Genomic DNA, 13,919 nt, shown 5'->3' with positions numbered 1-13,919 from the left:
GCTCACACTTCACAGCAGGGTGCACCATGCAACTCATCGACATTGGCGTCAATCTGACCCACCCAAGCTTTGCCGAATACCGCCAGGCGCTCTTGGAACGTGCATACGCCGCGGGCGTTAAACGCCTGATCTTAACGGGCACCAGCCTCGTCGAAAGCCAAAATGCTCTGGCTTTATGCCAGCAGTTGGACGCAAACAGCGAACATTTGTTCAGCACGGCAGGCATTCATCCTCACGACGCCAGCAGTTGGAACAGTGACAGCTACAACGAGCTTACAGCCCTACTGAAGGATCCACGGGTACGGGCCGTGGGTGAATGCGGATTGGACTTCAACCGCGACTTTTCCCCACGCGCACAACAGGAAAAGGTGCTGGAGCAGCAGCTGGCACTGGCCGTCGAGTTGCAACTACCTGTGTTCTTGCATGAGCGAGATGCCGATGAGCGCCTGCTGGCGATTGTGCGTGACTTTCGTGACCAACTGAGTGCTGCCGTGGTGCACTGTTTTACTGGCGAAAAACGCGCGCTGTTCAACTACCTAGACATGGACCTGCACATTGGTATCACCGGCTGGATCTGTGATGAGCGACGTGGCAGCCACCTGCACCCGCTGGTTAAAGAAATCCCGCGCACACGCTTAATGCTGGAAAGCGATGCCCCCTATCTGCTGCCACGCAGCCTGCGTCCAAAACCGAAAAACGGGCGCAACGAACCGGCCTTCCTCACCGAGGTGCTGCGTGAAGTGGCACTGCATCGGGGGGAAAGCGAAGCGGACGTAGCCGCGCACACCAGCGCCACTGCCATGACGTTTTTCAATCTGTCGGTATGAATAGGCTGCAGGTGGCAACCTGAATCGGCGGCGTTTGATAAGGATCAATAGGCCAAAATTTGCTTTACTCGATACTGCTGGCACTTTGCCAAGCAGGCTCTTGACCTAAGGGCCTAAACCCCAAGCCCGCGTTGCCGATAAGACACCTGAACACCCTCAGCCTCGTTCACACGCGGCGGGCTACCAACCATTACACGGAAGAGATGTGCATGGGCCAGTGGATTAGCGATCTTTCCCTGAAGTACAAGTTCTGGGCCGTCAACGCGGTGGCGTTTTTTACCACCTTGTTATTGGTGCTGTACGCCATCCACCTTGAGCAGCAGGTTCATACCCATGCTGCGAAAGCCTCAGCGCAGCAGCTTGCGCAAACCCTGGAGCAGTGGCCCAAAGATACGGCTCTGCCCAGAGACAACCGCATTCTGACCTTCAGTTCCAGTCAATCTCCGCGCCTGCCCGACAACCAAGGCAACCTCTTGAGCAATGCCACTGGCTGGGTTGAACTGAGCGGCGCTGAGCAGATCATCGGTGCCGCAGTGGTCAACCGTGCCGAAGGTCAGCGCGTGGCGGTGCTCGCCAAAGCACCGAGCATCTACGATGTGTTTTTTGACCGTGCCCTCAGCTACGCCTTGGTAGTGGCGTTGTTGATGCTGCTGCTGTTGGCAGCCTCGCAGTTGCTGATTCGCTTTTTGCTGAGCCACCTTAATACCCTCAAGGACGTGATGCTGCAGGTAGAACGCAGCGGTGATTTGAGCGCCCGCGTACCGTTGGACAGCCGTGACGAAGTGGGTCAGATGGCCAGCGCCTTCAATGCCATGCAAGCCGGCTATCAGCGTGTGGTCGGCATCGTCGCGCAATCGGCGGCGCAGTTGGACATGGGGTCCAAACGCATGGCCAGCAACATGAGTGAAGTGCGACGGGGCATGCTTGAACAGCAAAGTGAAACCGAACAGGCAGCCACGGCTATCAATGAAATGACCGCGACCGTGCACCAGATCGCCGAGCACACGGCCGACACGCGTGATCAGTCCAAACAGGCGGAAGAACTCGCGGATAACGGCCAGCAGGTAGTTAATCGCGTAGCTCGGTCGATTTCAGGCTTGTCCAGTGGTGTGCAGCAGACCGCACAGATGATCGAGCAACTAGCAGTCGACAGCCAGAAAATCGGCGGCGTGGTCAGTGAGATTCATGGCATTGCCGAACAGACCAACCTGCTCGCCCTTAACGCTGCGATCGAAGCCGCTCGCGCGGGTGAAATGGGCCGTGGCTTTGCCGTGGTAGCCGACGAGGTGCGCAACCTGGCCAAACGCGTGCAGGACTCAACCGATGTCATAACCCAGATGATCAATACCCTGCAAAGCGGCACACGCGATGCCGTCGACTTTATGCAGGACAGCTCGATCAAGGCCGATGAGTGCGTGAAACAAGCTGATGAAGCCGGTCATGCGCTGGCGGCCATTACCGAGTCGGTGGGATTGATGCGTGAGAGCAACACGCAGATTGCGGTCGCCGCAGAACAGCAAAGCCAGGTGGCAGAAGAGATGAATCGCGCTGTAGTGCGCATTCGTGATGTCACTGAGCAAACGGTCGGTCAAACCAGCGAGTCCGCAGCGACCAGCAATGAGCTGGCCACCCTGGCGGGCGAGTTGAACAAGGCCATCGGCCAACTGAAATTGTAAAACCGCTTCTGGATGCCGTTGCAGGCTCACGCTGCAACGGCAGCGGTTCACATCGCAAACGCGCGCTTAACCAAACACCGTCACGGTCTGTCGGCTGATCGCCAGCAACTCGCCTTCTTTTGTCCAAATGGCGGCAGCCGTGTGCCCATAGCCATCGCGGGCGTGTTCGATATTCGCGCGGTACAAGCACCAGTCCTCAGTGCTCAGGCTGGGCATGGGCTGCACAAACTCAATGGTCCAGGTCAATGAACTGCCCGGCGCTGGCGCACTCAGGTGAGGCAATACGGCAGGTGGCCAGGCATCGACCAAGGCCAATAGGTGCGCCTCGTTGGCGGGTTCGATGCTGTGCTGATCGCGCAGGCGTACCCAACCGCCCATTTCCCGCGAGGGATTATTGGTAAAAGGTAAACCGCCGTAGGCCCAGCGCATGGCCAGAAAGCGCGTGAATTCGGGGGTGACTTTAGGGATGTAGGGCATTTCTTGGCAGGCTTCAACCGGCTTGGCCTCAGGCGCTGGCTCCGCCTGCACTACAACACGCGATTCGCGCCCTGCGCCGAAGCTGCCTTGCACCAGGGTGACCACCTGCCCTCGCTGAATAGCGCGACCCAAGACCTGGCTAACGGCCTTGCCCTCGCGTAGCACTTCCACTTCGAACTGAATCGCAACATCCGGCTCGGCCGGCCCGACAAAAGTGATCGCCAACGAACGCGGCGGCCTGTCGTTCGGCACCTTGGCGCGCATGGCCTCATACACCAGAGCTGCCATCAAACCGCCGAAACTGGCACGACCCTGGGCCCACTGGGACGGAATCAACACGGCCTGTGGGTTATCACGTACCGCCTGAAGCAACTCGGAAAAGCCCATAACCACCTCGATAAAAAAGACGCGAGTGATGGTAGGGCAAAGTTTGCAGCGCGTGATAAGGCATTTCAGCCAAAAATACGAATGAAAAACGGCCTTTCAGCCAAACTATTCGATAGGTTGGGCAAACTTGCTCGTCAACACCTGCAAGGCCGAGTCAGCCTCGGCCTGTGCCGCCAGCAGCGTGCTGCGCCAACCGGGTACGCAGGGTTGCAAGTCGGCTTCGGCCTCCGCACGCAATAGCCATTGCCACTGGTCGTGCCAGTCACCCAGCGCCGATTGAGCATTTTTCAGCACACGCAATTGAGCACGATTCATATCACTCAGTTGCGGATAGGCTTCAGCGCTGTAGCGCAGGCGTTTAACCAGCAAGCGCAGCCGGTGGCGGTCATGCTCAGGGTCAAGCAGCGCTTGCGTCAGGCGGGTACGGTCTTTGCGCATGCGCTTGCGGATCAGTTTACGCACCTCGGCCAACTCACCGCTGGCGGCCGCCGTTTGCCATTGCCATGGCCACTGATCCAGAGCGCTCAGCACATTCGTCAACGCAGCGCTGCTGAGCAACTGTGCATAGCCTTGTTGCAGCAGCGGCTCACGCGCCTGCGCTGCATCAACCAATCCCTGTTGCAGCAGATAGGCCTGCAACACTTCCAGGTCGCGCAGCGGGCTGCTCACGCGGCCTAACTCTGCGGCGCGTTGCTGCAATTCAGCGCAGGTGGCGATGGCTGTCAGCGGCCTGAGCAAGCTGCGTAATTGGCGCAGCGCGATGCGCAAATCATGCAACGCCTCGCTGTCGGTGTTGGCCTGCAAGCGCTCATGGCAGGCAAACAAACGCACCTGAATACGCAGTACGTGGCGTTGGACGTCATCCAGCAAAGCGGACATTACTTCACTCCTGTGTATGCTCTAAACAGCTGTGTGCTTATCACATGCCATTGCGCCGCGATCAATCAGGCAAAGCGTTTCGTTATGATTCCAACCGGGTTAAGCGCCACGGCAGGGAGCGGCGCAACGCGCGAAGGCATAGGCGCAACTCCGCCGCCGACGCAGCCTGGCCGGCATACCGCTGGGCCTCAAACGCCTGGGCAAAGGCCTGAATCGCTTGCGCTTGAGCCGGCAATTGCAGCGCTGCCCGCGCGGCATAATCACGCGGGCCTTCGCCCGGCTGGCGAGTAACGCCATGGCGCGCCAGTAACCGCTCAAAGCGATGGAAGACACGCTGTTGCGGGTCACGCGCGCGCTGCCAAGGTTTGAATAACCAAAGCGCCAGCAGGCCCAGCAAGATGCCACCGCCACCGACCAAGCCGATTACCAGCGTTTGCGCGTCAACCCGCCCCAACCAGCGCTGTAAAAACTCCAGCTGTTGTTGGCTTTGATAACCCAAGACCCAGCGTTGCCAGCCGTAGTTAATGTTGTCCCAAGCCAGGCGCAGTTCATTCAACCAGCTGAGGTTGCGATAACGCAGAGGTGAGAAAGGCGAATCTTCGAGGAAGGTTTGCTCGCCGGACAAGGCATCTTCAAGGCCGCTTTCAATCCGCTCAGGGGCCACTTGAAACGTGGGATCAATGCTCACCCAGCCGCGGCCTGACTGCCAATACTCCACCCAGGCATGGGCATCAAACTGGCGCACCTGCACATAGTTGCCGGCCGGGTTGTATTCGCCGCCCTGATAACCGGCCACCACCCGCGCCGGAATACCTGCCGCGCGCAGCACAAAGGTCATGGCTCCGGCGTAGTGGGCGCAAAACCCGCTGCGGGTTTCAAATAAGAAATCATCGATGCTGTTGGGCCCCAATGCCGGTGGGCGCAGGGTGTAGGCAAACGGTTGCTGATTGAAGTGGCTGAGCATGGCCTCAACCAATTGCTCGGGCTGTGGATAGTCGCGCTTGAGCTGTTCAGCCCACGCACGGCTGCGCGGATCGACTTGTTCAGGCAATTGCAGGGCGCGGCGTAGAGTCTCGGTGCTCGGCTGGGGTTCGCGCAGCGCTTGAGGCCATGAGGTGGCTTGATAAATCAACGAACGGTCCACTGGCTGCCGTCGCTGCAGGCGGAAATCGCTCATCTGCCGGGTCTGCTCCAACGTGGTTTCAGCCACATCAAGGGCAAACAGCCAGCGTTGAGAGCTGGGTTGCATGACGATGCTGTAGCTAACCGGCTCGCCCTGCTTTTGCCACTGCGCCGCCGGGGCGAACTCAGCGTAATCGGATTGCGACCAACGCCGGCCATCGAAGCGGTCAAAGGTTAAGGCGCGCCAATACAACTCACTGCGCGGCGGCGTTTCACCGCTAAAACTGGCGCGAAAGGCTAACGCGGCCGAGCGGCTCAGGTCAGCGATATCAGCAGGTGCCATGCTGTCAGACAGTCCAGTGGTGGCTTTGTCGTTCGGCACCGGCAGCGACCACAACGGCCCCATGCGCGGGAAAAACACAAACAGCAGCAGCATCACCGGCAATGCCTGCAGCATCATTCCACCGGCCAAGCGCACGGTGGGCCATGGTTGGGTGGCCAGATTGCTTTGTTGCAGGCCAATCAATGCCGCTAGCAGGGCAGTCACCGGCAGCAAGCTGTAAAGCGCCATCAGCATGCTGTCGTCAAACAGGTACGCCGTGACCACGACGAAGAAGCCGAGGAACACCAGCACCAGCGCATCTCGCCGCGTGTGCATTTCCAGCAATTTGAGGACAAAGGCGGCCACCAGCAGCACCACGCCGGCATCCAGCCCGATCAAACTGCCACGGGAAAGAAATACGCCCAACGCCGCTGCCAGCATCAAGCCGCCCTTGGCCCAGGCATTCGGGTAGCGCGCGCGCATGCGGAAAATCTGCACCCGCCAGGCCGCGCTGCCGAGCCACAAGCCGATGATCCACAGCGGCAGGTGGCTCAGGTGCGGAATGATCACCAGCACCTGCGCCACCAACAGCCAAGTCAGGCTAATGCGAGGGATTGCCGAAACCTGACTCATACGCCACGTCCAAACAGCGCCAGCGCGCGCAAACAGGCATCACGGTGCAACTCGCCGCTATCGGCCGCCAACACCTGGCCCGGCAGGCTCAAGGCAAACGGCTGCTGGCGCTCGGACAACTGCAATACCCAATGGCAGAGCAACGACAATCGCGTTTCAACATCACCGCCTAGCGACTCGAAATCCAGGTACAGATCCCGCCCAGTGATGGAGGCAAAATCCTTGACCAGCAAACCCTGGCCGCGCGAATACGCCTTCCAGTGCAAGCGGCGCTTGGAGTCGCCGGGCTGATAGCTTTTCAGCCCCTGATAATCATCCACGCCCTGGCCGTGCGCGCGACTGCCCTCTTCTTCCTGATCATCGCTGGCCCCTGCGCTCAGCGGTAAATCACCTGTCAGCGGCCGGGGATAGACCAGCACCTGCTGATCGAGATCGACCCAGCTCCAAGCCACTAGAATCCCCAACGGAAAACGGCTCTCCACGCGCAAACGACCGGGCCGCAACCAGCCGCGCTGGGTTGTCGGCAGGTTCAGTTGGCATTCGACCTGCCCAGTGGCCGCTACATCCAGGGTTTGCAAATCTACCGGTGGCCAGCCCAGGCTGACCGCCTGATGCGCGCGCGCGCTGCTCTCCAGGCGCACCCGAAACGTCGCCGGCTCACCCACAAACACCGCAGGCGCAGCACCCGCCTTGAGGATCAACCCGGCCAGGTTGCGGTAGGTGTGCAAAATGGCCACCACGAACACCGAACTGAGCAGGAACGTCAGGGCATAGGCCAAGCTGTTCTGGTAATTGATGGCCGCCAGCAGCATCAGCAGCAGTGCGGCCATAAACGCCAAGCCGACCTGACTGGGAATGATGAAAATCCGCCGCTGGTTCAGCCGCACGCTGGCGGCAACCGGAATCCGCCGCGACAGCCAGCGGTTCCAGTAAGGTTTTAGCGCGGCCATCAAAGCGCCGGCACCTCACGCAGCAACCACTGCACTAGGCTACCGCCGCCATGCCCGGCAGGGTCGGCGCGCTCGCGCAGGCGATGGCCGACCACAGCGGGCAGCACCGCTTGTACATCTTCAGGAATCACATAATCGCGCCCCGCCAAAAAAGCCCAGGCACGCGCTGCGGCCAACAGGGCCAGGCTGGCGCGGGGTGACAAGCCCCAGGCAAATTGCGGCTGCGTGCGGGTGGCATCAACCAGGCGCAACACGTAGTCCACTAGTGCATCGCTGGCACGCACTTTGGGGATTTCCGCCTGCACCAGCGCCAGCTCACGGTGATCCAGCAAGGCCGGCAAATTAGGCAGCAACGAGCGCCGCGAGTCGCCCAGCAACAGGGCTTTTTCTGCCGCTTTGCCGGGGTAACCGAGCGACAGACGCATCATAAAGCGGTCGAGTTGCGACTCAGGTAAGGCGAAGGTGCCGCCCTGGCTGACCGGGTTTTGCGTGGCAATCACAAAAAAGGGCTGTGGCAATGGCCGCGTCGCGCCCTCGATAGTCACCTGCCCTTCTTCCATGGCTTCAAGCAGTGCGCTTTGGCTTTTGGGTGTGGCGCGGTTGATTTCATCCGCCAGCACTAATTCAGCAAATATAGGGCCGGGATGGAAAACAAACTGCCCGGTGTCCTTGTCAAACACCGACGTACCGAGAATGTCACCGGGCAACAGGTCAGAGGTGAACTGGATGCGCTGAAAGCTCAAGCCCAACACCTTGGCCAAGGTATGGCTCAGGGTGGTTTTACCCATGCCGGGCAAATCTTCAATCAACAAATGCCCTTCGGCCAGCAAACAGGTCAGGGCCAGCCGTACTTGCTGCTCCTTGCCCAGCAACACCTGATTGACGGACTGAAGTACTGAATCCAGTTTGGCGCGCATGCCTGACTCCTCAAAGATCGAACGCCGATGCTACTGCGCTGGCCAGCCCCGGCATAGCGCAAGGAAATCTTTTGATGAACTTGCACACACTTGCGTTGACACACACCAATAGGCCGACGCGCGCCTACCTGTAGTTTGAGTCCCCTGAACGCTATTTTTGAGGTTGCCATGACCCTCTCGCCGACGCCTGACTGGCACAGCCAACCCGCTGACCTCAGCCTGCAACAGCTCAACACAACCGCTCAGGGCCTGGCCGCGCCGGAAGCCGAACAGCGCCTGCAACAATACGGCCCCAATCAGCTGCCCAGCGGCCAACGCACCAGCGCCCTCAAGCGCTTTGCCCTGCAGTTTCACAACCTGCTGATCTACGTACTGCTGGCGGCCTGCCTGATCACCCTGTCGCTTGGTTTATGGCTGGACAGCGCGGTGATCGCCGGCGTGGTGCTGATCAACGCGCTGGTCGGGTTTATTCAGGAAGGCAAAGCGCAACAAGCCATGCAGGCGATTCAGCGCATGCTCAGCCTGGAAAGCCGGGTGTGGCGTGACGGCCAGGTGCAAAGCCTGAATGCCGAACAATTGGTGCCCGGTGACGTGGTGCTGCTGGACGCGGGTGATCGAGTGCCCGCCGACTTACGCCTGCTGGAGACCCGCAACCTGCGCATTGAAGAGGCAGCCCTCACCGGTGAATCCCTGCCGGTGGACAAACTCACTGACGCCGTTGACGCCCAAGCCAGCCTCGGAGATCGGCGCTGCATGGCGTATTCCGGCACCTTGGTTAGCGCGGGCAGCGCCAGCGGCGTGGTGGTGGCCACCGCCGGGCAAACTGAACTCGGCAAAATCAGCCACATGCTCGACCAAGTCAGCACACTGCAAACCCCACTGCTTAACGACATGGCCCGTTTTGCGCGGCAATTAACGGTGATCATCATCGGGCTGGCCGGTTTAACCTTTTGCCTTGGTGTCTGGCTGCGTGACTACAGCATCAACGACATGCTGATGGCCGCCGTGGGGCTGGCCGTAGCGGCGATCCCTGAGGGCTTGCCGGCCGTGCTGACCATCATCCTGGCCATAGGCGTGCAGCGCATGGCCAAGCGGCGGGCGATCATCCGCCACTTGCCTGCCGTAGAAAGCCTGGGCGCAGTGACGGTCATCTGCTCTGACAAAACCGGCACCCTGACGCGCAATGAGATGACCGTGCAGCAGGTGTTTACCGCCGCGCACCACTATCGCATCGACGGCGTAGGTTACGCCCCTGCCGGCAGTATTTATGCTGATGACGATCACCTAGCCGCGCTGGACAACACCCATGATTTGCGCGAACTGGCTCGTGCTGGCCTGCTGGCCAACAACGCCACGCTGTTTAAAGATGAACATGGCTGGAGCATCACCGGCGACCCAACCGAGGCAGCGTTGCTCACATTGGCCGGCAAGGTCGGCCTGGACCTGCAGCATGAGCAACAGCACCTGCCGCAGGTCGACGCCATTCCGTTCAGCTCCGAGCAGCGTTGCACCGCCAGCCTGCATCACGACCGCGCTCAGCACGGCCTGATTTACATCATCGGCGCACCAGAGCGTCTGCTGGAGGTGTGCAACCGTGAATGGCGCGATGGCAGCCCGCACCCCATCGACCCGCGCCATTGGCACCAGGCTTTGGATAGCGGCAGCCGGCAGGGCCTGCGCATGCTCGGGCTGGCCATGCGCCCTCTGTCCGCGCCGCAGCATGAGCTCAATTACAGCGACCTCAACGGCGACTACGTGCTGCTGGGCCTCGTCGGCATGCTTGACCCACCCCGCGAGGAAGCCATCGCGGCCATCCACCAGTGCCACAGTGCCGGTATCGACGTAAAAATGATCACCGGCGACCATGCCGGCACCGCCTGCGCCATCGCGCAAAAGCTTGGCCTGGGCGCAGGCACACCCCTGACTGGCGCAGACCTGGACACCCTCAGCGATGCCGAGCTAGATAAGCTGCTGCCTCACACCCACGTATTTGCCCGCACCAGCCCCGCGCACAAACTGCGCCTGGTCGAGCGCTTGCAAGCCAGTGGTGAGCGGGTGGCGATGACGGGCGACGGCGTGAATGACGCGCCCGCCCTCAAGCGTGCCGATATTGGCATTGCCATGGGTATTAAAGGCACCGAAGCGGCCAAGGAAGCCGCGCAGATGGTGCTCGCCGATGACAATTTCGCCACCATCACCCACGCCGTAGAGGAAGGTCGTCGGGTGTACGACAACCTGAAGAAATCCATCCTGTTTATTCTGCCGACCAATGCCGGGCAGTCATTCACGCTGCTGATCGCGATTATGCTGGGCATGACGCTGCCCATCACGCCGCTGCAAATTCTCTGGGTGAATATGATCAGCGCCGTCACCCTCGCCTTGGCGCTGGCCTTCGAACCTGCCGAGGCGGACCTGATGCAGCGGCCACCACGCGACCCACACAGCGCCCTGCTCAGCTCGGGGCTGCTGTGGCGAATCGTCATGGTCGGGTTGTTGATGACCCTGACCAGCGCCGGCTTGTTCCACCTCAGCCAGCAACAGGGCTGGAGCCTGGAAGCCAGTCGAACCTTGGCGGTCAACGCCATCATTGCCTGCGAAATCGGCTACCTGTTCAGCAGCCGCCGCCTGCTGGCCCCAGCCAGTTTCAGTTGGCGCGACAACCCCATGGTTTGGAGCATGGTGCTGGTCATCGTTGCACTGCAGGGTTTGTTCAGCCACCTGCCGCTGCTGCAACAATTGTTTGGCACCCAAGGCATGCCAGCGGCGGCCTGGGGACTGTGCCTACTGCTAGCAGGGCTGATGTGCGCCATGGTCGAACTGGAGAAACTCCTGACTCGGCAACGGGTTAAACGCAGCTGTTAGGGCCGCTGCAAATCAAAACGCTCACGCGTCCGGCTATAGGACGCACCACCCAGACGACCGATCAAATCCAGGCGCGCGGGGTCGATACGACCCTGCTCGTTGAGCACCTGATCGTCGATATGGGCCAGCAGCACCTCGGCAAACAGCAGGTGGCAATTAGGGGCCTGCGGTGGATAGGCCATGGTCTGCACCACGCGGCACTCAAACGCCACGGCTGCATCAGCCACACGCGGCGGTTTAACCACGAGGGATGCGCAACTGGCGATGGCGCACTGCTCAAACTCGCTCTGCTCATGGGGCAGTTGCGCCGAACTGGCATTCATCGCCTCAGCCTGCGCAAAGGACACCAACTGAATCACCAGCTCGCCGCTGGCCTGGGCATTGATCAAGGTATCTTTAAGGCTGCCGTCGGGGCGGTGATTGATATTGACCATCAAGGTTGGCGGATCATCACTGATCACTTGAAAGAAGCTGAACGGCGCTAAGTTGCTGACCCCGTTAGGCGACAGGGTCGAGACCCAGGCAATCGGCCGTGGGGTGATGGTGGATGCCAGCCAGCGGTAGCGTTCCAGCGGCGTTAACGCCGCAAAGTCCAACAGCATAATCAGCGCCCTGCCCGCGACTCGCGAATGTAGAACCGCGCGCGTTCGGATTTGGCCGTGCAGCCTTCATAGGCCTCGAACTGCTGCTGCGTCTTGGCGGCGGTGAGCAACGACAGCGCCTTGGAATAACTGACCGTACCGGCAAAGCCATCAGCCTTGGCCAGGTCCAACTCACGCCAGGCGGCCTCCAACTGGCTGGCACAACTGCCACGGTAAGCGGTTTTACCGGCGCAACCACTGAGCACCAACAGCAGCATAGGTAACACGATCCACAGTTTCATCTCTTCACTCCCAAACAAGAACGTGGTTTGAATACACCAGCAGGCCGCTACGATACGACGCACCGCAACACACTGCTACTGGCTTATCTGATGCGCGCCCTGATGAAAAGTGCCGCTGTTAGCGTCTTGAGCACATATACCTCAGCGAAAGCCCAGCAAGCCCGCGCAGGCGCCAGAAACTCAGGCCGCATGCCTTGGCGATCATGCAGACCACGCGTATGGTCACACCATCGGTAATTGGGGGGATTAGGGATGAGCAAGCGCATTGCATTGGTATTGGGCTCGGGTGGCGCGCGCGGCTACGCGCACATCGGCGTGATTGAAGAGCTTGAAGCACGGGGCTATGAAATCGCCTGCATCGCTGGCTGTTCCATGGGTGCGGTGGTGGGCGGCATTTATGCCGCTGGCAAACTCAATGAGTACCGAGACTGGACGCAGAGCCTGGATTATCTCGACGTGTTGCGCCTGCTCGATGTGAGCTTTCGCTTGGGTGCTATTCGCGGCGAAAAAGTCTTCGGGCGGATTCGGGAAATTGTCGGCGAGATCAATATCGAAGACCTGCCGATCCCCTTTACCGCCGTGGCCACCGACCTCACCAACCAGCAAGAAATCTGGTTCCAGGAAGGCTGCCTGCACCAAGCCATGCGCGCTTCGGCGGCCATTCCCAGCCTGTTTACCCCGGTGGTGCAAGGCAAGCGCATGCTGGTCGATGGCGGCCTGCTCAACCCGCTGCCCATCGTGCCGGTGGTGTCCGCGCACTGCGACCTGATCATCGCCGTTAACCTCAACTCGACCCACCAACAGCACTACGAGTTGCCCGTTATTGAGCGCACACCGGCCCTAAAAGGCCGTTTTGACCTGCTGATGAACTCACTCGGCTCACGCCTGCCCTCGTTTAAGCGCAAACCCGGTGAAGACGACGCCTTGCTGCTCCTCGAAGACCACAGCAGACTCCTGCAACCAGAAGCCATCAACCCCTGGCAGCAGAACCTCAACCCGCCGCTGGACAAAGCCGCCACGCCAAAATCAGCCAGTGGTTCACGGGTAGCCGACCTGAGCGGCCCCGCCTCGCTGCTGGAACTGATTAACCAGAGTTTTGAAGTGATGCAAACCTCATTGGCGCAGTACAAAATCGCCGGTTATCCGCCGGACATCCTGATCAACGTGCCTAAGCGAGTGTGCCGCTTCTTTGAGTTCTACAAGGCGCCGGAGCTGATCATGCTCGGCCGGCAGATCGCCCGCGATACACTGGATAAGTACGAACGGGGTGAACGCTAGAGCCTAGGCGGAATCGCGCAGGCGATAGCCAACACCCGCTTCGGTGACGATAAAGCGCGGCGCCGTTGGGTCGTCGCCAAGCTTCTGCCGCAGATGCCCCACTACAACACGCAGATAGTGGCTGTCCTCGGTATGGGTCGGCCCCCAAATGTCCTTGAGCAGTTGCTGTTGGGTTACCACGCGACCGATATGCCGCGCCAGTTGCGCCAGTACCGCGTATTCCTTTCGCGTCAGGCTGACTTCAACACCCTCTAGGCTGACCCGCCGGTAGGCGAAATCCACCTGTAGCGGGCCGCTGCTGACCGCTGCGCTGGCATGCTCCGCACCGCCGGCCAGACGCAGCAATACGCGCACACGGGCAAGAAACTCCTGAATACCGAACGGCTTGGTCACGTAATCATTGGCGCCCCCATCCAGCGCCAAGACCTTTTCACCCTCACTGGCGCGCACCGACAGCACCAGTACCGGCACTTGCGACCAGGCACGCAGTTCGCGCAGCACTTGTTGGCCGTCCATATCCGGCAGGCCGAGGTCGAGTACCACCAGATCCGGTTTGCCCAATGCGGCCTGGGCCAGGCCTTCCTGCCCAGTCGCACCCTCCAGCACTTTGTGGCCTTGGGCCGTTAGGCTGATGCGCAAAAATTTGCGAATCTGCACTTCGTCATCGATAACCAGAATGGTCGCGGGGTTTTGGCTCATTGGTTAT

Annotated in this window: 12 protein-coding genes; 4 read left to right on the top strand and 8 right to left on the bottom strand. The window is 60.3% G+C overall.

Going from position 1 to position 13,919, the window contains the following annotated elements; genetic code table 11:
• Positions 1–26: 26 nt before the first annotated feature.
• Positions 27–827 (top strand): TatD family hydrolase, encoded by an 801-nt coding sequence (locus tag AUK77_RS03440; protein WP_296126140.1) that lies wholly within the window; start codon positions 27–29, stop codon positions 825–827.
• A gap of 209 nt (positions 828–1,036) precedes the next feature.
• Positions 1,037–2,503: a methyl-accepting chemotaxis protein gene (locus AUK77_RS03435; protein ID WP_296126137.1), complete on the top strand. Its 1,467-nt coding sequence runs from the start codon at positions 1,037–1,039 to the stop codon at positions 2,501–2,503.
• Positions 2,504–2,569: 66 nt separating this feature from the next.
• Here AUK77_RS03435 and AUK77_RS03430 read toward each other — a convergent pair whose 3' ends face one another.
• The 5 genes from AUK77_RS03430 to AUK77_RS03410 form a co-directional block, all read right to left on the bottom strand.
• A complete protein-coding gene (locus AUK77_RS03430; protein WP_296126135.1) occupies positions 2,570–3,367 on the bottom strand; it encodes a thioesterase family protein in 798 nt (265 codons plus the stop codon).
• 105 nt (positions 3,368–3,472) lie between these two features.
• Positions 3,473–4,246, bottom strand: a complete 774-nt coding sequence (locus AUK77_RS03425) for a CHAD domain-containing protein (protein WP_296126133.1) — start codon at positions 4,244–4,246, stop codon at positions 3,473–3,475.
• An 82-nt stretch (positions 4,247–4,328) separates the two neighbouring features.
• A complete protein-coding gene (locus tag AUK77_RS03420) occupies positions 4,329–6,323 on the bottom strand; it encodes a DUF3488 and transglutaminase-like domain-containing protein (protein WP_296126130.1) in 1,995 nt (664 codons plus the stop codon).
• Positions 6,320–7,276, bottom strand: coding sequence for a DUF58 domain-containing protein (locus AUK77_RS03415; RefSeq protein WP_296126128.1), 957 nt, complete (start codon positions 7,274–7,276; stop codon positions 6,320–6,322). Before AUK77_RS03415 ends, AUK77_RS03420 begins: the two co-directional genes overlap by 4 nt.
• On the bottom strand, positions 7,273–8,190 hold the full coding sequence (locus AUK77_RS03410) for an AAA family ATPase (RefSeq protein WP_296126125.1): 918 nt from the start codon (positions 8,188–8,190) through the stop codon (positions 7,273–7,275). The genes AUK77_RS03415 and AUK77_RS03410 overlap by 4 nt, the downstream gene beginning before the upstream one ends.
• Before the next feature lie 168 nt (positions 8,191–8,358).
• Between AUK77_RS03410 and AUK77_RS03405 the strand changes: the two genes are divergently transcribed.
• Complete coding sequence (locus tag AUK77_RS03405; RefSeq protein ID WP_296126123.1) at positions 8,359–11,052, top strand: cation-transporting P-type ATPase; 2,694 nt, start codon at positions 8,359–8,361, stop codon at positions 11,050–11,052.
• On the opposite strand, the gene AUK77_RS03400 is transcribed toward AUK77_RS03405, so the two are convergent.
• Entirely contained in the window at positions 11,049–11,654 is a 606-nt protein-coding gene (locus tag AUK77_RS03400; RefSeq protein ID WP_296126120.1) for a flavin reductase family protein, read from the bottom strand. The two genes, AUK77_RS03405 and AUK77_RS03400, sit on opposite strands and share 4 nt — an antisense overlap.
• 2 nt (positions 11,655–11,656) lie before the next feature.
• A complete protein-coding gene (locus tag AUK77_RS03395; protein WP_296126119.1) occupies positions 11,657–11,935 on the bottom strand; it encodes a hypothetical protein in 279 nt (92 codons plus the stop codon).
• A 252-nt stretch (positions 11,936–12,187) separates the two neighbouring features.
• Here AUK77_RS03395 and AUK77_RS03390 point away from each other — a divergent pair, with 252 nt between their 5' ends.
• Positions 12,188–13,213 carry a patatin-like phospholipase family protein gene (locus AUK77_RS03390; RefSeq protein WP_296126114.1) on the top strand — a complete coding sequence of 342 codons (1,026 nt, stop codon included), beginning with the start codon at positions 12,188–12,190 and terminating at the stop codon, positions 13,211–13,213.
• A gap of 3 nt (positions 13,214–13,216) precedes the next feature.
• Here AUK77_RS03390 and AUK77_RS03385 read toward each other — a convergent pair whose 3' ends face one another.
• A complete protein-coding gene (locus AUK77_RS03385) occupies positions 13,217–13,912 on the bottom strand; it encodes a response regulator (RefSeq protein ID WP_296126113.1) in 696 nt (231 codons plus the stop codon).
• Positions 13,913–13,919: the final 7 nt, after the last annotated feature.

Origin of the sequence: Pseudomonas sp. Ga0074129, from assembly GCA_001465025.1 — a bacterium.
Taxonomy (GTDB): Bacteria; Pseudomonadota; Gammaproteobacteria; order Pseudomonadales; family Pseudomonadaceae; genus Aquipseudomonas.
Note: the sequence above shows the minus strand (reverse complement) of the source record. Positions and strands in the feature narration are given on the sequence as shown.